Genomic DNA, 23,598 nt, shown 5'->3' with positions numbered 1-23,598 from the left:
GCATGTCAGCTCCCAAGGAGGAGGTAGTCCACGAACGTTGTGTTTGTGTTGGTGCGGGTGGCCACGACGGTCGCGGACGTGGCGGTGATGGAGGAGATGCCAACCCCGGTGACCTGGGTGCCCGGGACACTTGTGGCGGCCGTTGCCAGACCCCGAAACGTCTTGCCGCGCAGGGTCAGCCCCGTCACGGTCACGCTCGTCGGCGAGTTCGCCACCGGGGAGATGGTGACTCGCCCCCACACCATGTTGCGGGGCGAGAGGATGCCGCCGATGTCCACAACCATGTCAGGGTTGTTGGGGCCGCTGTTGCCGTCCCACTCCAGGGAGATGAACGGCGCGCCGCCACCACCGTTGTTGATGGCGAGCGGGCTGTCCCCGGACGCCATGATGATGTGCGCCTGAGCACCGCCCTGGATCATGCCGGACTGGATGTCCAGGGTGCCACCGTCCGCCGTCCCCGTGATGCCGGTGTTCACCACCTGGTGGACGCCCGTCGAGCCGAACGTCAGCTCTCCGGCCTCCAGCCGCGAGTAGGTGCGGCCGTCAGCCGACGTCGTCTGGAAACCCGCCTGCCCGTCGCCGACATCGGGCGCCATGAGCGCGGCCACCGAGCCGTCACCACGGACGGCCCGAACGACGGCGCCCGTGATCGTCTGACCGTCGATCGCCCCGGCCTTGATGTTGCTTGCGGTGATGCCGCCGGTCTCGACGACCTCGATGGCGAACATGTCCACCTCGACGCTGCCGCTGCCGCCCTGATAGTTCGCGTACAGGATCGGCGTGACGTAGCGGACGCTGGAGTGGAGTTGGGCGGGCGCGTTCGCCTTCGGCGCCTCCTGCCTGACCGGGCTGGCCGAGGTGCCCTTGATGTAGCCGGTCCAGTTCGACCAGCCCGCGCCGGCGGTCAGGGTCTCGGAGTCGGCCGCCACATAGAACTGGCTGGCGAGCGAGTTGGCGCCGGTGAGGTTGACGAAGGTGACACCATCGCCGGCCAGGCCCGCCACGCCCACGTATAGGTTCTGGTTCGTGCCCGGCGTGGAGTTCGCGACGGTCTGCCGCACCCGGGCGCTGACCCGGTACGTCACCGACGGGTCGAAGGGGATCTTCACATCGGGCCGGTAGGCGCCCTGGATGTAGCCCACGCACCGCATCACGTTGCCGCCGGACTGCGCGTCCGCGACAGCGACCGTCGTCATCGTGCCCGACGCGGCGTTCAGCCACTTCGACGCCGAGTCACCGAAGTCGTACCACTTCTGCCCGACCTGCCCGACCAGGCCGACCGCCAGGCGGTCCACGGAGATCGTTCCGGCCTTGATACTGGCCGCGTCCAGGGTGTTCGTCAGGATCGACGCGCCGTTGATGGTGGTCGTCTGCGGGATCTGCCCGGCGCCCATCTGGGTGGGCGGCACGGTCACCCCCGCACCGATCGACCCGTTCACCGTGGTGGCGCTGCCCGCCGTGGTCGCACTGCCTGCCGTGGTGGCGCTGCCCGCCGTGGTGGCGCTGCCCGCGGTCGTGGCGGAGGCGACTGTGCCGCTCACGTTGGCACCGGAGATCACCAGGGACGTCGCGTCGATCTGCGACGCCTTGACCTTCCCCACGGTGATCACGCTGGCGTCGATCGAGGAGATCACACCCGACGCCGCGGTGATCGTCCCTGCCGCCATCTGGGCGGCCGTGACCGTGTTCGCCGCGAGCCGGTCACCGGTGATGCCCAGGGCCTTGATCTGCGCGGCGGTGATGCTGGCGGCAACGAGCCGGTCGGCATTGACCGTCCCGGCCGCCAGGACCAGGCCGTCGATCTGCCCCGCCACCAGCTTCGGCGTGGTCACCGCACCATCAGCCAGCACGGTGCCGTCGACCGCCCCCGCCTCAAGCTTGGCGCGGGAGACCGCACCATCGGCCAGCGACAGCTCGGTCACGATGCCGTCGAGGACTTCCTGCGCGACGACCGGGGCGGGCCCGATCGGGCCCGCCACCGCCGACGGCCCGGAGTCCTCCCCGGACGTCGACACGCACACCAGGCGCACCCACACCGGCACGCCCGCCGGGACGGTCATCGTGCTGCCCTGCGTCGAGTAGAACGCGGCGAACAGGGAGCCGTCGTCGGGGAAGTCGGCGCTGGTGGAGAAGTGGACCTCCACGTAGGCGAAGTCGGCCGGGGCCTGGCTGCCGTCGGCGAACGTCCCGTCCCAGGTGACGGCGACACCGCCGAGGACGGAAGCGAGGACGGGCACCGTGGGGACGGGCGGGGGCGGGCCGTTGACGGCGGCCAGCGCGACCGTGCCGTCCTGCTGCAGGCCGATGTTGCCGCGCAGGACGCCCTGGTCGTCGTAGACCGTGATGGAGCCGTTCTCGATCGAGGAGTTCGCCAGGCGGCTGGAGCGCGACAGGTCACGCATCAGCCGTTCCAGAGCGGCGATCCTGCCCGCGAGAGTTGCGAGCGTGTCAGCCAAAGGGGTTCAGCCTCCGTAGATGAAGGAGTCGGCGGGCGAGAGGCTCACCGTCATCCGTTCCTGCTGGTCCCCCTGCGCCGGCGTGAGCGTCCATCCGGTCACCCGCGCCCAGCCGTCGAAGTCGGTCCACTGGTCGTGGACCTGCACCCACACGTCGTCACCCACCTGGAAGGAGCCGAAGCGGGCGGCGGGGTGGTCGACGATGTTGACCTGCTCGACCGTGCCGCGTTTCTGGCTGGCGATCCGCCCCGTGCGCGCCTTGGCCGCCAGCTGGTCCTTGCCCTTGACGGTGGGCAGGTCCAGCACGTTCTCCAAGCGCAGCCGGCCGTCCCGTACGGCGTCGATGGCGCGCTGGCGGGCCTGCCCCTCCCCGGAGCCCAGAGCGGCCACCACCTGCGCGTAGGCGTCGCCGTCGTAGACGACCGGCTGCGACTCGGCGACGTTCACGCCAGTCGTGAACGACACGTCGGTACGGCGGGCGCCCAGGCGGGGCCAGCCCAGCCGGATGCGCCGCTCGGGCAGCCCGCCCACCCACGCCACCTGCTCGGTCCACTCCGGTCCGCCGAACACGGCGACCGCGTCGGCGACGATGTCAGCCAGAGCCGGGGACTCCCACCAGGTCGGCTTGTACGGCTCCTCCGGGGTGCCGATCGACGCCTTGGAGGTGGTGGAGTCGACGACCACGCCCAGGTCGCCGTCCGGCTGCGCCTGGCAGTACGCCCACACGTCCCGGATCAGCTTGCACGGGTCGGCGAACGTGTAGGGGCCGCGGCCGTCGAGGTTGCCGTGCATGTCGTGCCGCTTGCCGAGGTAGGAGCTGACCCCGGCCGCCTCGATCGGGTACTTGCCGCCCTCCGGCTCAGCCCGCCAGATCAAGCCGCCCCACATCAGCTTCGAGTCCCGCTCGGCGAAGATCAGCGTGTTGCCCGGGTCGACCATCGAGCCGAGCAGGGACGCCAAGTGCGGCTCCAGCGTGGCCTGCAGCTGCCCGGGCCCGTTCAGCTCCGGCCCGTAGGACACGTCGGACAGCGGCAGGTCCCACGCCAGAACCTCCCCCGTCAGCGCGGCGCACGTCAGGTAGCGGTAGGCGGCCACGTCAGATCACGCCCTCCTCGAACTCGATGTCCGTGATGAGGGAAGTGCCGTTGTCCACGCCGAGGTTGCCGGTCTCGGACTTGGACATGTACGTCTGCAGGTACAGGGCCTGGGTGGTGCCGCGCATCGCTGCGGGAATGGTCAGGCTGTCGGCGACCACGACAGTGCTGCGGCGGGTACCCGCGCCCTGGTCGTCGTCGATGGCCGTGCCCTGCCCCTGCACGGTCCCGATGACCTGCCGCATCTGCGCGAAGACGTTGGCGCTGTCCTCGCGCAGACCGGCAAGAGTGGTCACGATCTTCGCGGTGACCGCCCACGCCGGCACGTCGACGTTCCAGCGGGCCGCCGTCGGCCAGGTGTGCCACTGGTTGTCCTGGTAGGTGAGCCGGACCAGCGGGTTGCCGGGGAAGGCGGTGTAGAGCTTCCGGGTCCGGCGCGGGTTGGCGATCTGCCGCAGGTCGGTGATCATCGCGTCGGTGACGGTCGCGCAGTTCGCGGGCAGCGCGATCCGGGCGAGCGGTATCGCCGTCATGCCCGCCGGCGGCTGCGTCGCCGTCGCCGACACGTTGGAGACGACATCGAAGAAGCCGATGTTGTCCGTCGCCGGGTTCAGGCTGCCCTCGTACTCGGGGTCCAGGACCCGCAGCACCACCATGTCGGTGCGGGCCTGCGCCCCGGTCGGCGCGATGTTCACGGTCGCGGAGCCCACGTTGTACTGGGTGTAGGAGCCCTGCCCCCAGGAGGCGCCGCGCACCACCCCGGAGCCGTCACCGACCTGCACCCTGGCACCGGGGGTGGTCTGCTGGGTGACCTTCAGGTCGTTGTACTCGGTCACGCCCTGCGACCCGCGCGACAGGTCGCGGATCATCATGCGCATGGTGCGGGCGGGATGCGTACCGCCATTGATCATCATGGGGGGCTGGATCAGCGTCATCTCAGTGTCCTCACAGGGCGGTGTAGGCGTCGCGCCACGACAGGGTCAGGCGGCAGGTGTTCGTGTAGTCGCTGGCGGTCCACCGGATCTCGCTCGTCCCCGGCGGGATCTGGAACAGGTCCAGACGCGACCCGGCCGTCAGCGCCGGCGCCGCGTTACCGGACCCGCTGCGCAGCACCCAGCGGGTCCCGGGCCGGGTGTCGATGTCGATCCACTCCCCCGCGGCCAGGCTGGTCTGCAGCTGCAGGTAGCGGCCGGTCTCCACCACCCACACCTTCGGGTTGGTGACCGGGCCGTCGATGCGCAGCGCCGGCCACGCGGCCACATCCCCGCCGTTGACGACCCAGCCGGGCCGCTCCGAAGGGTCGGCCACGCCCGTGGTGATCGGGGCGACCACGGGCGCCTTGAAGCCGTGGTCGTCGTTGGAGATGTCCAACGGCAGTACCAGGCCCTGCACGGTGTCGGCGTGCCAGCGCGCATCCGTTGCCGCGAACTCCAGCGCCAGCGGAATCCACCCGTACACGGCCTGCGCCATCGACACGGCCTCCACGCGCCGCCACCTGCCGAACAGGCACTTCACGTTCCGGCCAGGCCACTTGGCGCGCAGCACCGCCAGCGCCCCCGCGGTCTTGCGGATGCTGTCGACGCCGGTCGTCTGCTCCAGCTGGGCCAGCAGATCCAGGGCCGCACCCGGATCGTGGGGGGTGCGGATACCGGCCTCGATGGACACCGTCCGCGTCCCGAACAGGTCCACGCCGGGAAACCCGCCGTCGTCGGTGGGGTTGTCGACGTCGGCGGTACGCCTGTCAGGGGCGCCCAGCCCGGTGACCTCGCCGACCGGCAGCAGCGTGCCCGAGCCGATGACCACGCCGCCGACGTCGAACTGGTAGTCCTCCAGGACCGTCACAGCTTGCCTCCTCGCTGCGCGGCACGCAGGCGCCGCATCACCTCGGCGCCCATGTCCTGCGCCGTCTTGCGGCCGTCCCCGCCGCCGGTGACCGTCACCGGCATCTCGCCGATCAGCGGCCGGGACGTCTCCTTCACCACCACGACCTGCACCCCGCCCGACGGGTGGGCGTCCACCCGCGTCGGCCCGGTCACGCCGTGCGCGGTGAGCGTGTAGCCGAAGCGGTGGGCGACGTCCTCGAGGACGGCTGTCGCCGACGACCGCCGTTCCTGCCCGAGCGGGATGTACGCCTCACCGCCGGTGGAGGGCTCCGCGAACCGGATCAGGCCGCTGCTGGTGGCGTACAGGCCCGGCGTCAGCACACCGCCCGCCGCATACGACAGGCCCTTGTTGGCGCGCCGCAGGTCGGCGAGGAACTTCACGGCCTTCTTGCCGAGGGCCTTCGTCAGCTGGGCTTTGCCCGCGTTGGCGACCTCGATGATGCGGTCCTCGCCGAGCTTGGTGGCGTCCGCGACATCGTGGATGCCGGTCTTGGGCGTCTTGACCGCGCCGATGACCGTCAGCAGGTCCGCCAGGTCCTCGTCGGACAAGGTGGCCGACGCCGCCTTGGAGGTGCTGTTGGCCTTCGCGGCGGCCTTCTTGCTCTTCACGGCCTGCGCCGCGAGGTCCTGCGCTGCCTGGTCGCCCTGCGCGGCCAGCCGGGACGCCAGATCGCCGTAGCCCTCGGCCGCCAGCTGGGCCAGGTTCTTCTGGAACGTGGCCGTCTGCTTCGCGGCAAGGCCGAGCTGGCTGGTGAAGTCCGACAGCGAGGCCTTCGCGGTGTCGGCCAGCTTCCTCAGGTCGGCCGACATGGACTTGATGTACTTCGAGCTGCCGGTGGCCATCTTGTGGGTCAGGTCGATGCCTTCGGAGCCCATCGCCTCCAGCGCGTCCGCGACGTCCTGCCCGGCGCGGCGGGCCACCGTCGCCAGGTCCCGGCGCCACCGCTGCGCCTCCCCCACCGACTTGTGCAGGTTCTTGGAGAACTTGCCCAGGTCGACGGCGTCGCCCTTCTTGTTCATCGAGTCCGACGCGATCGACGACAGCGAGAACAGGCCGTCCGAGCCGCCCGCCGGCGTGTACGTCCAGTTGGAGAGGCCGCCTTCGGCGTGGAACTGGACGGTGGCCCCGAACCGGTGCGCGACCTCGGCGAGGATCTGCTTGGAGCGGGCCCGCTTGGACGGGGCCAGCGGGATGTACGCCTCACCCGGGTAGGTCTCGGGCTCGGCCCACACCCGCCACGACCCGGCGGGCGCGATCTGCGCCACATGGTTCTCCCGGCGCATGCCGCCGTCGGCGTAGAACGACAGCAGACCGCCGTCGGCCTGCGGGATCGGCTTGTTCCGCCACGGTCCCGTGCCACCCACACGCGGGATCACCTCCACCGACACCGGCGCGGGCGGGGCCACGCTGATGGAGATCGTCTTGGAGCCGGGGATCTCCTGCACGCTCACACCGATCGCGTTCAGCTGCGCCTGGACGGCCGCCATGTCCCCGGACAGCAGAGCGGACGTCAGCGACGACGCGGCTTCGGTGCCCTTCGTCTTGGACACCTGCGTGATCAGGTCGAGCATCGCCGACCACTCGCCCTTGGACTTGCTGCCCGCCGTGTGGAACGCGGACACGACGCTCTGCAGGTCCTTGGCGCTGATCGGCGGGTCCGCGCCCCAGATCGCGCGGATCTGGTCCATGGCGGTGGTCACATCGCCCGACAGAAGGGCCTTCTGCAGGGCGTTCGCCGCGTCCGCGCCCTTCTCCTGTGCGACCCGCGCCAGCAGTCCCATACCGCGCGACAGCTGGGTGCGTGCGGCGGTGCTGCCGGCGCGTACGGCGCGGCTCATGTCGGTGACGGCCATCGCCTGCATGACGCGGGCGAACTTGCCGGCGTCGTTGGTCTCGGCGGCGTCCGCGAACTGCGCGGCGATCTTCTTGCCGTAGCGGGCGGCGATCGCGGGCAGCTGCGCCAGGCCCGCCCTGAACGCGGGCTGTGCGCGGGCCGCAGACTCGCCGATGATCGATTCCAGCTCGTCGGCGACCTTCGTCTTGCCCTTGCCGAGCTGCTTCACCAGCTCGTCGAGGATGGGCGCCGAGGACACACCCAGCTTCGCGAAGTGGTCGGTGAGGTCGGCGTACCCGGACATGGCCAGCTTGGTCAGGTTGCCCTGGAAGTCGCGCTGCGCCTTGAGCTGGCTGCGCAGCTCCCGCAGGTAGTCCTGCAGGGACGCCTTGGCGTTCTTGTTGGACTTGGCGACCTTGTCCTGCGCGGTCTGCCACGCCTTCGCCGGGTCGACGATCGCGCCCAGGGCCTCCGCCATGGCCTTCATCTCGTCGGTGTACTGCGGCATGCCGTCCTTGCCGGTCGGCACCAGCAGGTCCAGCGTCCACGCCTTGGCCGCGCCGACCTTCGCCTGCTGCACCTTGGCGTTGACGATCTCCATCGCGGCGGCGAGTTCGGCTTCCTTCTTCACCGCCGTCGACCAGATGTGGTGCTGCTTGTCCAGGACGTCCATGGCGTCCTGCCCGGCGGGGGTGAGGGCAGAGCTGACCTGGCCCGACTGGTCGACCGTGGCGAAGGAGGCGTCCCGCCAGATGTCCTTCTTCAGGTCGGCGAGCTTCTTGCCGCCGGAGGTGATGGCGTCCAGGGCGGACGTCATGTCGATGCCGACCTTCTTGAGCTTGGCGGCATCGTCGGAGTTGGTCAGGGACTCCGTCAGGGCCCGCAGGCCCGCGCCCTGGTCGCCTTCCTCGCGTTCGGAGCGCAGGGCCTGCACCAGGTCGTCGGTGGCCGCCTTGGCCTGCTCCTTGGACGCCGAGTACGCCGAGTAGGCCAGCACACCCACCGCGAGTAGCGCCGTCAGGCCCGACACGGCCAGGCCCGCACCCCGCAGGACCGCCGGCATGACCGAGCCGCCTGCCTGCGCGGCTGCCTGGGCGACGCGGAACTCACGCCACTGCGTTGTGATCTTCGTGATGGCGGCGAGGGCGAGCGCACCGCCCGCCGTGATCGCCAGCAGCCCGCCGCCCAGGGACTTCAGCGGGCCCGGCGCGTCCGCGATCGCCCCGGCGAAGACGGACAAGGCGTTGCCGACGGTCTGCAGCACCGGCAGCAGCGCCCGCCCCAGGTCGATGCCGAGGGCCTTGCTGCGGTTGACGAACAACTGCCACTGGCCGGCGGTGGTGTTCATCTGCATCTGGAACGCCTTGTGCGCGGCCCCGGCCCGCTCCACCTCGTTGGCGATGCCCTCGTAGGTGCTGGCGTAGTTGCGGCCGTCGTTGGCGGCCAGGGCGAGCATCGCGCGGGAGGCCCGCACGTCGTGGAACAGGCCGGTGATCGCCTCGGCGGAGCCGTGCGTGGCTTTGGTGATCTTGTTGACGACGACGTACAGGCCGTCCTGCTGCACCGCCGACGCGGCCGACTCGTAGCCGAGCTTGTGCATCAGGTCGCTCAGCTCTTGCGTCGGCTGCAGCAGGCGGGTCATCAGCATGTTCAGGCCGGTCGCCGACTCGGCTGCGGGCACACCCGCCAGGGTGACCGCGGCGTACGCGGACGCCAGATCGTCGAAGCTGACCCCTGCCGCGGCAGCCATCGGCACGATGTCGCCCAGGTGCAGGGCCAACTCCTCGAAGGAGATGACGCCCTTGTTGACGGTCTGGAACATGATGTCCATGACGTCGGACGCCTTCGAGGCGGGCAGGCCGTACGCCTTCAGCACGCCCGGCAGGGCGCGTGCGGAGATCTCCGTCGTCGTCAGGCCCGCGCTGGCGCCCTCCGCAGACGCCGACAGGACCGTCATCGCGTCCGCGCCGTCGAAGCCCGTCGACACGATCTGGTACAGGCCCTCGGCGAGCAGGTTCGCGGACTGCGTCATGTCCTTCGACAAGCCGATGATCTTGTCGGTGAACCCGCTGACCGTCGTCGCGTTGATCTGCTGGGAGATCGTCATGACGTTCGCCATGCGCTTCTCCAGCTGCACAGCGCCTAGGACGCCGGCGCCGAGGACCGCCGACAGCACCACCCCGGTACGCAGGTAGCCGTCGATGCGGGCCTGCGTCGCCGCGCGGGACTCGGCGACCGCGGCGGCCTCCGCTTGCCGCACGGCCATGGCGTTCGCCGCAGCACGCGACGCGGCAGAAGCCTCCGCCTCATTGCGAGCGGCCAGCGTCCCCATCGCCCGCTCATCGGCCGCCTGCCGGGCCTGCGTCGCCCGCGCCGACACACTGGACGCGCGGGTGGAGGCAGCCTGCGCGGCAGCAGCCCGCTCCTCCTGCACCGTCTGCGCCTGCGCGGCCCTGGTCGCCGCCGCGGCGGCGGCGTTCGCGGTGGCCTGAGCCGCCACCGCACCCCGCCCCGTCGCGGCCTGCGCGCGGGCCGCCATCGTCTGCGCGACCGCCTGCGCGCGCAGAGTGCGCTCGCCGGCCGCGACCGCCGCAGCCCGCTCCCTCTCCGCCTTCGCGGCAAGGGACGCCGACAGCGCCTGGGCTCGGCCCGAGCGTTCGGCCGCTACAGCGGCAGTGCGCTGCGCGGCCGCCGTGCGTTCCACGGCCGCGGTGACACGGGCCTGGCCGAGGACCGCGTCAGCCGACGCCGACGCCTGCAGCCGGGCCAGGCGCTCGGTGGCCGTCCCGGTCTCCAGCAGCGTCCGGTTGACCTGCTGCAGCTGGCCGTCGAACTGGCGCAGCTGCGCAGCGGACTGGCGCAGACCGCCGGTCAGCCCGGTCGTCTGCGCCGTCAGATTGACGTACAGGTTGTAGGCGGAAGACACCTACCGCTCCCGTCTGGGCGTGAGCCCGATCTTGACCCCGCGCCCGTCCCGACCGTCCGGTACCTGCTCCCGCTCCATCGCCAGCAGCTCGCACCCCGGGCAGGTGTGCGAGTCGGTGACGTAGGCGAACCGGTCCCCGCCAAGCTCCGGCCGCCACTCGTCCATCCGCGTCCCGCACCCCGAGCACACGGCCCGCGTGTACGCGAGCCACGCCAGGGCCTTCGCCCGGTCCAGGGCCGTCCACCGCCCCTCACCGGCCCCCGTGAACTGGCTGTGCGGCATTCCATAGCTGTGGCACAGCTCCATCTCGGCCCGGAACGCCAGGTCGGAGATCAGCCTTTTCCCAGGTCCGCGCGCAGCGTCTGGTTGATGAGGAGGGCCGCCGTGAACAGGGCCTTCGCATCCGCGTCCGCCCACGTGTCCAGCAGCTCCTGCGCGTCGGCAACGCTCATGCCGTCCACGGTTTCGCCGGTCTCGTCGCGCTCCACGTGGCAGGCGGAGACCAGCGCGGCCGGGAACGTCTCGACGTTGTACTCCATGCCCTGGTCGGCCTGCGCCTCCGTCGGCGCGTGTTCACGCAGCAGCTGCTCCCACACCGGCCGGGGCAGCGCCCGGAAGGTGAGCTTCAGCGTCGCCGCGTCCAGGGCGTCCTGAGCGTCACTCAGGGCCGTGTCAGCGGCGAGGACCTGCGGGTTGGACGCCACCCAGGCGTCCCGCTGGTCCTCGCGGATGCCCTGCTCGGCGCACTCGGTCATCGCCGTGGCGCGGGCCTTCGCCAGCTCCAGCGCCGCATCCGTGACAGCAGTTTTCACGCTGTCGTCGTCGCAGATCGACAGAGACCGCTCGGGCAGCTTCCGGGCCCGAAGCCGGGCCATCTTCGCAGCCCAGTGCGCGTCCTTGGCGACAGCCGCGGCGGGCGGGTTCACAGTGGTCATGCAGCATCCCCCCGAGGTCAGCTGGTAGCCGGGACGGCGGCGTCGAGCGTCGGCGTACCGGAGATCGCGAAAGTCACGGTGAACTTCGCCGGGTCCGAGCCGGTCGAGTAGGCGGGCGCGCGGCCCGCGACTCGCACCGGGAAGACGTCCATCGACTTGCTCTGCGGGATGTCGCCCTTGCGCAGGATGACCACGAAGCCCTCAGCGCCCTTCGACAGAAGGGTCTCGATGGTCTCCGCCGCCTGGTCCTCGTAGAAGGTGAGGGTGGAGGAGTCGGCCTTGTCCTCACCCGGGATGGACGTGGTCAGGGTCGAACCCAGGTCGGGGGTGTCGATCGGCGCGTTGGCCAGCGACCAGCCCGCGATGTCGGAGATCGCGCTGGACAGGTCGGTGGCATTGGTGCCTGTCAGCTCGGTACGGACCGGAACGTTGCCCGCACCGGCGATCGCCTTCAGGAAGTAGATCTTCGTGACGCCACGGCGCATGAACCGCTGCTGGGTGGTACCCAAGGGGGATTCTCACTCTCCGGGGACCCCGGCCCCCGGCAAACGGAGGCCCGTCCCCAACAGGTCGCATATGCGAGCCAGGGGGTCAGCCCGTACCGTGTGGCCGGACGTCCGCGAGTGGGCCTCCGCGGTGAGGTGCGATCCGTTCAGCTGTTCGGCGTGGACACCGTCAGCACGAAACGCTGCACGTAAGTGTAGGTGGAGCTAACGACACTGGTCCCGTCCTCACGGTCCAGCTCCCGGCCGATCACCGTCGCACCCGTGACGTTGATCTGGTTGGCGAACTGGCCGCTGCCAGCCTGCTGACGGGCCAGGAACGCCTGCCGCACCTTGTCGGCGTGCAGCGACGCCTGCTCGGCGGTCGTACCCACCGAGGAGACCTGCAGCAGCACCCGAGCGTCCGCGTCGGTGTCCCCGAACGACGGGCCGATCCCCGAGGTCTGTCCCAGCTCGTACAGCACCGCGTACGGGATCGTGTTGCCCGTCGGCAGCGACGCCGACGTGGGCGCAGTCCCATACCCGCAGGAGCGGGCCGTGGCCGTCTGCAGCATGGCCTGCACCGCAAGCGCCACCTGGCGCCCCGACACACTCATCTACTCATCCTCCTCAAAGCCCGTCACCCGCGATGCGGTGACGAGCGCCTCAATGTCGGCGACCGCATACCGGTGCAGGCCAAGCTCCGACCACACCGGCATGTCGCCGGGCACGGACCCGCGCAGCAACGTCAGTTCGCCACTGTCCTCGACGACCTCCACCACGAACACCAGCCGCGACACCAGCCCAAGCCCCGTGGGCCTGCATGACGCCGGCGAACGCCTGCTGCACGTCCTCGGCGAAGCTCACCCCGGCCCCCCGTCCGCGACCTGACCGAGCGCCGCCGTGAACAGGGGCCGAATGGTCTCCACGGCCGGACCGACGTGCGGGAACGGCGGCTGGGCGAAGATGCGTCCCAAACTGTCCGGGCCGATGTACCCGAACTCCAGGCGGCGGGCCTGCGGCTTGTTCGTGCCGACAACCCCGGTCACCGAGTCACCCGTCACGAACACCTCGTGCGTCCACGAACGCCGGTAGTCACCCGTGATCACGTTCGGGCCGGGCCTGCCCGAAGCGTTCGCTTTGATCTGGGTCTCCAGCAGCATCGCGTAATGCCGCACCACCGACACCGTGGCGGGCAGCACCCGTTCGGCACGCCCCTGCAGGACGGCGGCGACCTGTACGGCGTTGCTGTACGCGCCCCCACGGGGGTCACTGCGGGACGGCATCCGTCACCTCCTGCGGCTCCCACCGGCCCGACGCCCACGCCTGCAGGAGCCGCAGCATCGCCCGCGTCAGCTCGTTGGGGCCACCGTCCATCAGGTCGTGCCGGGCCAGCACGTGCCGCTCCAGCTCGCACGCATCGATGGCGCCGAGGAACGCCGCGGCGGCAGGGCCCGGGTCCGGTGCCTCGCCGACAACGACGCGGGCCAAGCCGTCGAACTCGTCCTTGACGAGCGGTGACAGGAACAGCACCAGCTCCGCCGGGTGCCCGGCCTGCTGGCGAAGCGAGTAGCCGGAAACGTGCTTGGAGATGTCGCGGCCGTCGAGAGCTACCGATCCGGCGCCCTGGTCGGCGCTGATCCGCACCTGACGAAGCTGATCATCCATGGTGATCAGCCTACGGACCGGCACGGACAGCCCCGTCAGACCCGAATCCGCAGGTAGTGGCCGACGGCTGGTCAGTTCCCAGCCCGTCTGGCCGTCGGGCCTGTTGCGGGGCGGGTGGGCAGGGGTGTGGCCCGGCTGTCGTGCCGGGGGGCGGCTTTCCAGGGCGGTGGGTGGTGGTTCGGGCCCGGTCGGGGCGGTGTTCAGGCGGACAGGAGGCGCCGGTGGGCGCGGATGCGGGCCAACGCCTGGGCGATCAACCCGTCAGCGGCCTGGGTGAAGTGAAGCTGGTGGCGGCGGGCGGTGGCGGTCCAGCGGGCCGCACGGCGGATCAGCAGGCGGCGCACGGTCGCGATCCGGCGCCGTGCCGCGCCGATGGGGGCGAGCATCTGCAGCCAGGCCGAGAGGCTGTAGGCCAGCAGTGCGCCCCACATCCACATGCTGTTGACGGCGTGGGAGCCCGACGGCAGGTGGCTCAGGCCCGCGCCGTGGGCAGTGTCGCGGAACAGCTCCTCGACCTTAGTACGGCGGCGGAACTCCCACTCCGCAGCCGCGACCTCCTCGTCCAGGTCCAGGGGTTCGTTGGTGGCGATGAACGAGTAGGCGTACGCGGTGTCCTCGATCCCGTCCAGGACCAGGGCAAGCTGGTCCTTGCCCACGGTCCGCGAGCGGCGCGAGCGCGGGTCCGCCGACAGCTGGCCGGCGTCATAGCGCACCCTGCGCGCGACCACCCTCGTGCCGTCCGGCCAGTCGGCCGGGGCGTAGTCGAGCAGGGCGACCTGCGCGTCCGGGTAATCGACCGCGTCGATCCAGTCGTCCTCGTGCACGGCGGCCACGGCCCGCCACAAAGCCGCACCCCGCGGCACCCCGAGCCGGAACAGGCCACCGCGGGCCACGATCTTCTCCGCGACCTTCCCGGCGTAGTAGCCGGAATCACCCTGGAACAGGATCCGCCCGGTGGCTCCGGCGGCGCGGACCGCGTCCACCGCCCGGTCGACCTGGTCGGGGGCCTGGGTGCGCCCGTCCGAGCAGCCGTCGAGCAGGTCCGCGACCAGCACCGCACCGGCCTGGGCCCAGTGGGCGGCATGCACCCGCCCGGCGACCTCGCCCTTGTACGAGCGGACCACCTGCTCCTTGCGGGTGGAGAACACCTCGATGTCCTTGGCGTCCAGGTCGATTGTCACCCGCCCGCACAGCACCCGAGCCCGCTCCGCCACCGGCAGCACGCCCACCGCCCGCCCGGTCAGCTGCGCGCACGCGGTCTCGATACCCTCACGCTGCCGCTGCCGCTGCCCGAACCGGGCCGCGAGGGTGGCGGCTGTGGTCGCCGCCGGCACCGGTGCGGGCAGCAGCCCCTCGCCGACCGCATCCGCACGCAAACGGTCGAAGCCGACCAGGTGGTCCTCGCCAGTCAGCTGCACCACCGCACACCCCAGCACGAACTCCCCGCCCCTCAGGCCCCGGTCACGCTCCTTGACCGGCCCGATCCCCGCATCCAGCGCAGCCGTGACGCCCAGCGCCCGGTCCAGTCCAACTCGGCCACCAGCACAAGACCGCCGTTCTCAGTCAACGACCCATCCGGCGCACCGACCCGGGCGTTCAGCCGCCTCCAGCGCTTGCCGGGCGTGCGAGAGGCGGTACGGCGGCGACGCGATGTCTTCTTCACTCGACAGGTGCACTTTCATGTTCGAGTAGACCAGGCGTAGGAACCTCGTTCTTCTCAAACCGGAAGCGCACCTGTCGTCGTATCAGCCTCCCACCTCCGCCACTACCTGCGGATTCGGGTCAGAGACGGGACCTGCTCACCGGAACGGGGACGGCGCGACAACGGACACCTCGACAACTGCATCGATCTTCGAAACAGGTCCGAGCATGCCCGCTGATCATGCTGGCGCACCGGCAAATTCCAAGATCCCCGACAGAGTCATCCTTGGTCCATCAAGTCCCCGGCCGCGTGGCGCCCGGCGAACCGCTTCAGTGGTCCTGGCCGGGCCCGTTGTCCCTGGGGTGTCAGGCTCCCAGCAGGCCGACCGCTCCGTACCAGACCGGGCCCGGGTTGAGGCGGTCCGGGTAGAGGGCCGTCATCCGGTCGAAGTACTCGCGGGCGGTGGGGTTCTGGCCCAGCAGCTGGATCGCGTCCAGCAGGTACTGGCGGGTCTCCTCGATGGTGGCCGGGTCGTCGGGCAGGTCCTTGTTCTTGTGACCGGCCACGACGACGCGCGGCTGGAGCGCGGCCACGCGGTCGAGGGCCCCCAGCCATTCCTCCAGGCCGCCGTCGCCGCCTTCGAGGATGTACTGGTGCACACCGTTGTAGACGACATCGCCGGCCACCACGAGACCGATCGACGGCACATGCAGGACTGTGGTCTTGTCGGTGTCGGTGTGACCGACCTCGACGGCCTCGATGAGGTTGCCCTCCAGCTGGAAGCCCTCCGCCGGGACGGGCTGGGCCAGCACCGGGGTGTCGGGGATCAGGCCGGGGAAGCGCTTGTCCCACAGTTCCTCGCGGCCCTCGGTGGCCTGCTTGTGCATGACCTCGATGGTGCCGGGGGTCGCGTAGACGGTGACGCCGGGGAACCGCTTCACGAGGTCGGCGGTGCCGAACCAGTGGTCGCCGTGCCCGTGGGTGGCGTAGATGTAGGCCAGACGCTTTCCGGAGCGCTCGATCCAGTCGCCCACCCGCTGGGTCTGCTCGATGGTCAGGGGCGGGTCGACCAGCACGGCGTCCTCCTCGCCGAAGATCAGCGTCGAGGTCAGGGGCGAGGAGACGAGCCCTTCACCGTTGGGCAGCCGCTCGCCGCCGGCTCGGGGAGTGCCCTCCTGGACGAGAACTTCGTAGGCCAGGGGAGTGGGTGCGGATGCGGTCATGATGGTGCCTCCTTCAGAGGGCGGAATCGGCGGAACTTGGCTCGCGCGGCCGTCTGCTCGTGGCCGGACGGCGGCGAGCCGGGCACATGTCAGGGCGGCCAGCTGTGAGGATCCGCTCCGGTGGGTGCGGTGGTCCCGGCACCGTGGGGAGCGGCGTTACGGGCCGTCGAAGGCAGTCCCGTCGATCCCGGTCGTGCTCGCCCGAGCGGTGGGCGGCAGGCCGTCTTCGGATGACCCCTGAGAAATAACCGTAGCACGTTCGTCTATTTCGGAGGCGGATGTCGAGGAGCCGTCCTCGCCGCCTCCGGCGAGCGCATTGCCCTGCGACGCCCCGGTCGTGACCGCCGTGCGCCCCCGCTGCGGGCGACCGGCCTGGATGGGGGCGGGGGCGCCGAGGCCGCCAGCCGTCCGGTCTGGGCGGGGAAGGGGTGCCGGGGGGCGGGCCGTCGTCAGGCGGATGCGCTGTGGGCGCCGGGGCCGGTGATGGGCTCCACCTCGGAGGTGGTGACCTCGTGTCCGCAGGAGCAGTGCAGTTCGAGGTGCACCCGGCCGCCGCAGCCGGCGTGGTTCAGCAGGGCCGGCGGGCCCTCGGGGCCGCCGAGATGCGTGTCTCCGTACTGCAGGAGAGCAGCCAGAACCCAGTGAATGTCGTGCGCGGACGGCGTCAGGTGGTACTCCTGGCGCGCGCGCTGCCCAGCCTCCTGGTAGCTGCGGCGCTCCAGCAGCCCCGCCGCGACGAGCTGGCCGAGGCGTTCGGTCAGGACGCGGCGGGAGACCCCGAGGTGCTCCGCGATCTCGTCGAAGCGATGTAGTCCGGCGAAGACCTCACGCAGGATGAGAAGGGCCCACCGCTCGCCGATCAGCCCCAGGGTCGCGGCGATGCTGCAGTTGCCCAGATCGAGTTCACGCCAGTCCATACGGCCAAGATAGCTCCAGGGTTTCCATTTGGAACCCAGCCTTGACTTCCTGAGTTCCAAATGGAAACTTAGACGCGCCAGGGCGCCGAGAGACACCGCCACGCCGCCCGGGCCCACGAAGCCCGACTGATGACCGCCCGAGCACGGTCAGGCTCCCGGACGCCGCACGCCTCACGAGCCGATCGGCCTGTCCCCTTGATCCCCGGCCCCTCCGCGCACCACTGGACGGACAGCCGGGGCGAGTGGACAAGCCTTCGCCCCAGTACTGCACCCAGCCATGAGTATGGAGAAAACATGTCGAGCAACCGGGCGATCGTCGACGCCTGCCACCGCGCATACACCGGGTTCGAGAAGAACGACTCGTCCGACCTAGTGGCCCAGATGTCGCCGGACGTGGTCTTCCACTTCCCCACCTCGCTGCCCTACGGCGGCACGTTCCACGGCCGGGACGGCTTTGCGGCCTTCTACAAGGACCTCTTCGACCACTACTACGAGTACTTCAACTACGACCTGCACACCGTGCTCGACGCCGGGTCGCACGTGGTGGTCCCCGTCCGGGCCCGGGCGAAGGCGAAGAACGGCCGCACCATGGAGAACGAGCACCTCCTCCTGTTCGCCGTCACCGACGGACTGATCACCGAGGCGCGGCTGTACGCCGACACCGCCAAGGGCCGTGACGTGATCGAGGGCCTTGAGTTCTTCCCCTCCGCGGCCAGCTGATCCGTCCGTCCGACCGGAACCGGGAACCGGCATGGAGCGCCGGCCCGTTCGCGGCCCGGACCCGGACCCGACCCGGAGCCAGAACGACGACGTACCGGCCGGGCTCCCGAGGGCACGGTCGTCCCACCTCACTCCATCGGTGCACCGGTGCCGCGCGCCGGGGCCGGCAGCGGCGCCGATGACCCGCCCCCAGCCCTCCCCGGCCGCACCTTCACCGGCGGCATGCCGCCGCGCATGTCAGAGAGGACATGACCATGATCATCAACAGTGACGAGCTGGACGCGACCTCCGCGTACAAGCTGCTCATCGGGGCGGTCACGCCACGCGCGATCGGCTGGGTGAGCACCCAGTCGGAATCCGGCATCGCCAACCTGGCGCCGATCTCGTTCTTCACCGTGGTGAGCCGGGTGCCCCCGATCGTGTCCCTGACCCTTCAGCCGCGGTCGGACGGGACCCTGAAGGACACGTTCATCAACATCCGGGACAGGGGCGAGTTCGTCACCAACCTGGTCACGCTTCCGCTGGCCCACGAGATGCACCGCAGCGCCATCGAATTCGACAGCTCCCAGGACGAGTTCGACGAGGTCGGCCTCGAGAAGGCGGACTGCGAGGTCGTCAAGGTGCCGCGGGTGAAGGACTCACCGATCGCGATGGAATGCGTCGTCGACCGGATCATCCAGATCGGCGACATCAACGACCACGTCGTCTGGGGCAAGGTCGTGCGCTTCCACGTCCGGGACGACGTCTACGTCCGGAACGGACGCATCGACACCGGCGCGATTCCCGCGGTCGGCCGCCTCGCCGCCGAGTACACCCTCGCCGACAACGCGTTCGTCCCGCCCCTGCCGGACGACGTACTGAGCGCGCGACTGGGCCGGCGCAGCCACCGTCTCGACGGACGCCCGGACGGATGGTCGCAGGTGGACAGCGCCGACTGGTCCGCCTCCGGAGCCACGAAGGCATGACGGCGTCGCCGCCGGGCCGGCCGCATACCAGCCGCGCACTCCCGCGCGGTATGTCATGGACGCCCGGAGCGGCCGCGCCGTACACCGGGCCCTGATCAGGCCCCCGAACGGTCCGACACCCGACACCGCACACCCCGAAGGAGCCCCCCATGCCGGTCTTCAACGCCCACATCCCCGCCAACCGCTTCTCGTCTCAGCAGAAGCGTGCGCTCGCCGACGCGCTCAACCAGTCGCTGGTGCAGGGGCTCGGCATCCCCGAGGGCGACCGCTTCATCATGATCAGCGAACACGGCGAGGACGAACTGTTCCTCGACCCGACGTTCATGGGCATGCATCGCAGCTCAGGCGCCATGATCATCACGGTTCTTTTCGGGGCCCACCGGCCCCTGGAGGACAAGCGGGCGGTGTCCGCCGCCATCAACAGGCTGGTCGTCGAGGCGCTCGATGTCTCTCCCGACGACATATTCATCGCCCTGATCCCGGTCCCGAACGAGAGCTTCTCGTTCGGAAGGGGTGAACTGCAGCTGGCCGAAGGGGCTCCTCGCTGGTGAACCCCACGTTCCCGCCCGCCGACCAGGCCCGGAGCCTGCCCGCGTACCGGGGCGGGCCGTGCCCGGCGGCACCCGCCGGGCACGGCACCGGGGCACACGGCCACACCGGAGTGCCCGAGCATCCCGCCGGGCGAACGGGCACGGCACGCCGAACAAGGGATCGGCGACGGGAGCAGCAGAACCAATCAGCAAAGGAATCAGTCGTGGAAACAGAAACCGCCGCGTCGACGCGGACCCCCGCGCCCGGCCGAGCCGAGGAGCCGGTCTTCGCGCTCCACCACGGGGGAAAGATGGCGGTCACCCCGACGGTGCCGCTGCGCGACCGCGAGGACCTCTCACTCGCCTACACGCCGGGCGTCGCCGAGGTGTGCACCGCCATCGCCGAACAGCCCGGTCTCGTCCACGACTACACCTGGGTCTCGCACACCGTCGCCGTGGTGACGGACGGCACCGCGGTGCTCGGCCTGGGCGACATCGGACCGCAGGCGTCACTGCCGGTCATGGAGGGCAAGGCGGTCCTGTTCAAGCAGTTCGGTGACGTGGACGCGGTGCCCATCGCGCTCGCCACCAAGGACGTGGACGAGATCGTCGACACCGTCGCCCGACTCGCGCCGTCCTTCGGCGGCATCAACCTCGAGGACATCTCCGCACCCCGGTGCTTCGAGATCGAGCGCAGGCTCCAGGACCGACTCGACATCCCGGTCTTCCACGACGACCAGCACGGCACGGCTGTGGTCACCCTGGCGGCCCTGCGCAACGCCGCCCGCCTCACCGGGCGGACCCTCGACGGGCTGCGCGCGGTCATCTCGGGCGCGGGAGCGGCAGGCGTCGCGATCGCCAAGATCCTGGTGGAGGCCGGCATCGGCGACGTCGTGGTCACCGACCGGACCGGCGTACTGCACCTCGGCCGCACCGACCTGACCGACGTCAAACGGGACATCGCCGCGTACACCAACCGGGCCGGACGCACCGGCACGCTGGAGGAAGCCCTCGCAGGCGCCGACGTCTTCATCGGCGTCTCCGGAGGCACAGTCCCCGAGACCGCGGTCGCCACCATGGCCGAAGGCGCCTTCGTGTTCGCCATGGCCAACCCCACCCCCGAGATCCACCCCGACGTCGCCCACAAGTACGCGTCCGTCGTGGCGACCGGCCGCAGCGACTACCCGAACCAGATCAACAACGTCCTCGCCTTCCCCGGCATCTTCTCCGGAGCCCTCCGCGTCCGCGCCTCGCGCATCACGCCTGGCATGAAGATCGCCGCCGCGGACGCCCTGGCCGGCCTGATCGCCGACGAGCTGCGCCCCGACCACATCATCCCGTCCCCCTTCGACCCGCGGGTCGCCCCCGCGGTCGCCGAGGCGGTCGCCGAGGCCGCCCGGCGCGACGGAGTGTCCCGCCTCTAGACGGCCGGCCACGCGGACACCGAAGCCGCCGAAGACACCGCACGCATCAAAGACTTCGACTTCGACCGGATGCGCGCCCGGACGCACGTCCCACCGACATGCCCATCGAAAGCCAGGAATCGAAAGCCAGGACCGGTCCCCTTCCGGGGCGACGTCCACACCCGGACAGTGAGGACACACACATGAAGACGGAACGCGTCGCCAACACCGACGTACGCTACCGCCGCACCGGCGACGGGGACTTGGCCATGGTGTTCGTCCACGGTTTCCTCGACGACCAGTACGCCTGGGACCGCCTGATCCCTCAGCTCGCCACACCCGGCATCGAGTGCGTCACGCTCGACCTGGCCGGCTGCGGTGACCGCACCGCGGCGGACGGGCCCTACGACTACGACCGGTTCGCCGCCGAGGCGGGCGCGGTGGTCGACGCCCTCGGCAAGCCGTTCGTGATCGTCGGCCACAGCATGGGCGCCGCCGTGGCCGAACTGGTCGCGGTCCAGCGGCCCGACCGCGCCCGCGGACTCGTACTGGTGACCCCGGTCCCGCTCGCGGGCGTGCATCTGCCCGACGAGATGATCGAGCAGTTCCGTTCGCTGGGCGGCGACGAAGCCGGCCAGCGAGGCGTACGCGAGAACCTGTCCGCCGCGTTCCCGCCGGCGGAACTGGACCGGCTGGTCGCCACCGGGACGCGGCTGCGTCCGGAGGTCCTCCGAGCCCTCGCCGAGTGCTGGAACACCGGACACCCCCAGGGCGAGGAGCCGAGCACCTGCTCCGGCCCGGTGCTCATCGTCCGCGGCGCGGGCGACGGGTTCGTCACCGAGAGCATGGTCGACGACGCGATCGCACCCCGCTTCACCGACGTGACGGCGGTGGCGGTGGCCGAGGCCGGTCACTGGGCCCACATCGAGCAGGCGGCCGAGGTCGCGGGCCACCTCGACCGTCTCCTCGCCGGGGTCCTCGGCTCCGAAGCCGCTCCCGTCGCGGACACGACGGCTCCGCGGGGCTGGACGAACGCCTTCGCGCAGAAGTCCGCCACGGCGTTCGGCGAGGCGTTCACCGAGGACGTGGCTCTGGAGGCGAGCGTCCTGATCCGCCCCGTGGAAGGCCGCGACCAGGTGAAGAAGGTGATGGGCACGGCGAGCGCGATCTACGAGTCGCTCCGCTTCACCCGGGAGGCCGTCGACGGTCCGCGCAGCTACCTGGAGTGGGAAGCCACCGCGTTCGGCGGCCTGCCGATCGAGGGCGTCACCATCCTGACCAGGAATGCGGACGGCCAGATCCTCCGTGCCGCCATCCACCACCGTCCGCTCGGCGCCGCACTGCGCTTCTCCACCGAACTGCGTGACCGGCTGGCCGGCGAGATCGACTCCGACCACTTCCACCAGGGCTGAAGTCCCCGCCCACACAGAAAGGTTGTTCCATGCTCCAGCGCGAGGATGTCGAGTTCGAGGCCGACGGCGGGATACGCCTGCGCGGTTGGCTCTTCCTGCCGGACGGCCCAGGCCCGCACCCGGCGGTCACCATGGCCCACGGCTACGCCGGGGTGAAGGAACACGGCCTGGAGCCGTTCGCACAGACCTTCGCGGACAACGGCTTCGCCGTCCTGCTGCACGACCACCGCGGCTTCGGGGCCAGTGACGGCCTTCCCCGCCAGGACGTCGACCCCTGGCGGCAGATCGCCGACTGGCGGCGCGCCATCTCCTACCTGGAGAGCCGGCCCGAGGTCGACCCCGACCGGATCGGCCTGTGGGGCACCAGCTACGCCGGCGGTCACGCGATCGTCCTCGGCGCCACCGACCGCCGACTGCGGGCCGTGGTCGCCCAGGTGCCGACCATCAGCGGCTTCGAGCAGGGCCTGCGCCGCATCGCACCGGAGGCGGTCGCCGGTCTAGAGGCGGCCTTCGACGAGGACGAGCGCGCCCAGTTGCGCGGCGAGGCCCCCCGCAGCCAGGCCATCGTCGGCAGCGACCCGGCGGTGCCCGCGTCCTACCGGACCCAGGAGGCCGTCGACTTCTACCTCCAGCCCAAGCCCGACGGTGTGTGGGACAACGAGGTCACCGTCCGTTCCACCCGTGCCGCGCGCATGTACGAGCCCGGAGTCTGGGTCACCAGGGTCTCGCCTACACCGTTGCTCATGGTGGTCGCGCTCAACGACACCGTCACCGTGACCGACCTGGCCCTCGCGGCCTACGAGCGCGCGCTGGAGCCGAAGCGGCTGCGGACCATCCCCGGCGGCCACTTCGACCCGTACACCACGCAGTTCGGCAAGGCGAGCGGCGCCGCCGTCGAATGGTTCCGGGAGCACCTCGCCTGACAGGGCGGCAGCAGGCTCGCCGCAGCCTGAGCGTCCACCGCGAAGGGGCCGTCCGGAACCGGACGGCCCCTTCGCTCTCCTTCCTGACAGCCCGCTACGTGCTCTTCCGGCTCGAAGCATCAGCACAGACTCAGGCCTTCGGTTCCATGTCCGCGTGGGGCGCTCTCACCGCCCTGGCTTCTTGTCCCGGCGGACAGCCAACGGCCCACCTGCCATAAGAGACGGCCTATTAGTACTGCAACCGCATCTGGGGGTTGTGGCCTCGACGTTTGTAGTGGGAGCGGCGGGCTCGGGCCTGGCTGTGTCTACGGAAGTGTGACCAGTGCAGATGGTGGTCGTTGGTGTGGTGGCGGGGTGTGATGACGATGTGCCCGATCAACCGGCGGATCTCCGGGACGCTGAGGGTATGAGGTCTTGCTCGTCCTCTGCTTCGCCCTTTTTGTGGCTTCTTGGGCGCGGACTGCGGTCAGGTAGGCGAGTGCGGCCATCGACAGGGTGATGTGCCGGTACCAGGCCCGGTAGAGCCGGACCTGGTAGTGGTCCAGGCCGCACTCACCCTTGGCGGTCTGGAAGCACTCCTCCAC

21 protein-coding genes and 1 pseudogene are annotated in these 23,598 nt (G+C 70.6%); 6 read left to right on the top strand and 16 right to left on the bottom strand.

Going from position 1 to position 23,598, the window contains the following annotated elements:
* Nucleotides 1-5: 5 nt before the first annotated feature.
* The 15 genes from ACFYX0_RS32055 to ACFYX0_RS31985 all read right to left on the bottom strand — a co-directional run bounded on the left by ACFYX0_RS32055 (nt 6) and on the right by ACFYX0_RS31985 (nt 17,061).
* Nucleotides 6-2,456, bottom strand: a complete 2,451-nt coding sequence (locus ACFYX0_RS32055; RefSeq protein ID WP_388975428.1) for a hypothetical protein — start codon at nt 2,454-2,456, stop codon at nt 6-8.
* Between the two features lie 6 nt (nt 2,457-2,462).
* Nucleotides 2,463-3,551, bottom strand: a complete 1,089-nt coding sequence (locus ACFYX0_RS32050) for a hypothetical protein (RefSeq protein WP_388975425.1) — start codon at nt 3,549-3,551, stop codon at nt 2,463-2,465.
* Between the two features lies 1 nt (nt 3,552).
* The gene (locus ACFYX0_RS32045; RefSeq protein WP_388975423.1) at nt 3,553-4,485 is read right to left on the bottom strand and encodes a hypothetical protein; all 933 of its coding nucleotides are present in this window, start codon (nt 4,483-4,485) and stop codon (nt 3,553-3,555) included.
* Between the two features lie 10 nt (nt 4,486-4,495).
* On the bottom strand, nt 4,496-5,392 hold the full coding sequence (locus ACFYX0_RS32040) for a phage distal tail protein (protein ID WP_388975420.1): 897 nt from the start codon (nt 5,390-5,392) through the stop codon (nt 4,496-4,498).
* Nucleotides 5,389-10,194, bottom strand: a complete 4,806-nt coding sequence (locus tag ACFYX0_RS32035) for a phage tail tape measure protein (protein WP_388975418.1) — start codon at nt 10,192-10,194, stop codon at nt 5,389-5,391. The genes ACFYX0_RS32040 and ACFYX0_RS32035 overlap by 4 nt, the downstream gene beginning before the upstream one ends.
* Nucleotides 10,195-10,476 carry a hypothetical protein gene (locus ACFYX0_RS32030; protein WP_388975415.1) on the bottom strand — a complete coding sequence of 94 codons (282 nt, stop codon included), beginning with the start codon at nt 10,474-10,476 and terminating at the stop codon, nt 10,195-10,197. It lies immediately after the preceding gene.
* Nucleotides 10,477-10,526: 50 nt separating this feature from the next.
* A complete protein-coding gene (locus ACFYX0_RS32025; protein WP_388975413.1) occupies nt 10,527-11,129 on the bottom strand; it encodes a hypothetical protein in 603 nt (200 codons plus the stop codon).
* A 17-nt stretch (nt 11,130-11,146) separates the two neighbouring features.
* Nucleotides 11,147-11,638, bottom strand: coding sequence for a hypothetical protein (locus ACFYX0_RS32020; protein WP_388975410.1), 492 nt, complete (start codon nt 11,636-11,638; stop codon nt 11,147-11,149).
* Nucleotides 11,639-11,781: 143 nt separating this feature from the next.
* The gene (locus ACFYX0_RS32015) at nt 11,782-12,228 is read right to left on the bottom strand and encodes a hypothetical protein (protein ID WP_388975408.1); all 447 of its coding nucleotides are present in this window, start codon (nt 12,226-12,228) and stop codon (nt 11,782-11,784) included.
* The gene (locus ACFYX0_RS32010) at nt 12,229-12,411 is read right to left on the bottom strand and encodes a hypothetical protein (RefSeq protein ID WP_388975405.1); all 183 of its coding nucleotides are present in this window, start codon (nt 12,409-12,411) and stop codon (nt 12,229-12,231) included.
* A 63-nt stretch (nt 12,412-12,474) separates the two neighbouring features.
* A complete protein-coding gene (locus tag ACFYX0_RS32005; protein WP_388975402.1) occupies nt 12,475-12,897 on the bottom strand; it encodes an HK97 gp10 family phage protein in 423 nt (140 codons plus the stop codon).
* Entirely contained in the window at nt 12,881-13,279 is a 399-nt protein-coding gene (locus ACFYX0_RS32000; RefSeq protein WP_388975400.1) for a hypothetical protein, read from the bottom strand. The genes ACFYX0_RS32005 and ACFYX0_RS32000 overlap by 17 nt, the downstream gene beginning before the upstream one ends.
* 200 nt (nt 13,280-13,479) lie before the next feature.
* Nucleotides 13,480-14,700 (bottom strand): transposase, encoded by a 1,221-nt coding sequence (locus tag ACFYX0_RS31995; protein ID WP_388975398.1) that lies wholly within the window; start codon nt 14,698-14,700, stop codon nt 13,480-13,482.
* A 586-nt stretch (nt 14,701-15,286) separates the two neighbouring features.
* On the bottom strand, nt 15,287-16,144 hold the full coding sequence (locus tag ACFYX0_RS31990; RefSeq protein ID WP_388975396.1) for an MBL fold metallo-hydrolase: 858 nt from the start codon (nt 16,142-16,144) through the stop codon (nt 15,287-15,289).
* A gap of 449 nt (nt 16,145-16,593) precedes the next feature.
* Nucleotides 16,594-17,061, bottom strand: coding sequence for a winged helix-turn-helix transcriptional regulator (locus ACFYX0_RS31985; RefSeq protein WP_388975394.1), 468 nt, complete (start codon nt 17,059-17,061; stop codon nt 16,594-16,596).
* A gap of 294 nt (nt 17,062-17,355) precedes the next feature.
* Between ACFYX0_RS31985 and ACFYX0_RS31980 the strand changes: the two genes are divergently transcribed.
* The 6 genes from ACFYX0_RS31980 (at nt 17,356) to ACFYX0_RS31955 (ending at nt 23,014) form a co-directional block, all read left to right on the top strand.
* A complete protein-coding gene (locus ACFYX0_RS31980; RefSeq protein ID WP_388975391.1) occupies nt 17,356-17,781 on the top strand; it encodes a nuclear transport factor 2 family protein in 426 nt (141 codons plus the stop codon).
* A 254-nt stretch (nt 17,782-18,035) separates the two neighbouring features.
* Complete coding sequence (locus tag ACFYX0_RS31975; RefSeq protein ID WP_388975388.1) at nt 18,036-18,746, top strand: flavin reductase family protein; 711 nt, start codon at nt 18,036-18,038, stop codon at nt 18,744-18,746.
* A gap of 149 nt (nt 18,747-18,895) precedes the next feature.
* Nucleotides 18,896-19,297, top strand: a complete 402-nt coding sequence (locus tag ACFYX0_RS31970) for a tautomerase family protein (RefSeq protein ID WP_388975385.1) — start codon at nt 18,896-18,898, stop codon at nt 19,295-19,297.
* 203 nt (nt 19,298-19,500) lie between these two features.
* The gene (locus tag ACFYX0_RS31965) at nt 19,501-20,700 is read left to right on the top strand and encodes an NADP-dependent malic enzyme (protein ID WP_388975382.1); all 1,200 of its coding nucleotides are present in this window, start codon (nt 19,501-19,503) and stop codon (nt 20,698-20,700) included.
* Nucleotides 20,701-20,882: 182 nt separating this feature from the next.
* Nucleotides 20,883-22,091, top strand: a complete 1,209-nt coding sequence (locus tag ACFYX0_RS31960; protein ID WP_388975379.1) for an alpha/beta fold hydrolase — start codon at nt 20,883-20,885, stop codon at nt 22,089-22,091.
* Nucleotides 22,092-22,120: 29 nt separating this feature from the next.
* Nucleotides 22,121-23,014: an alpha/beta hydrolase gene (locus tag ACFYX0_RS31955; RefSeq protein ID WP_388975376.1), complete on the top strand. Its 894-nt coding sequence runs from the start codon at nt 22,121-22,123 to the stop codon at nt 23,012-23,014.
* Nucleotides 23,015-23,319: 305 nt separating this feature from the next.
* Here ACFYX0_RS31955 and ACFYX0_RS31950 read toward each other — a convergent pair.
* A pseudogene (locus tag ACFYX0_RS31950) lies at nt 23,320-23,598 on the bottom strand (IS701 family transposase); the annotation flags it as partial.

This window comes from Streptomyces sp. NPDC002573 (assembly GCF_042889625.1).
Classification (GTDB): Bacteria; Actinomycetota; Actinomycetes; order Streptomycetales; family Streptomycetaceae; genus Streptomyces; species Streptomyces gibsoniae.
This window is presented reverse-complemented; position numbering and strand designations above follow the sequence as displayed.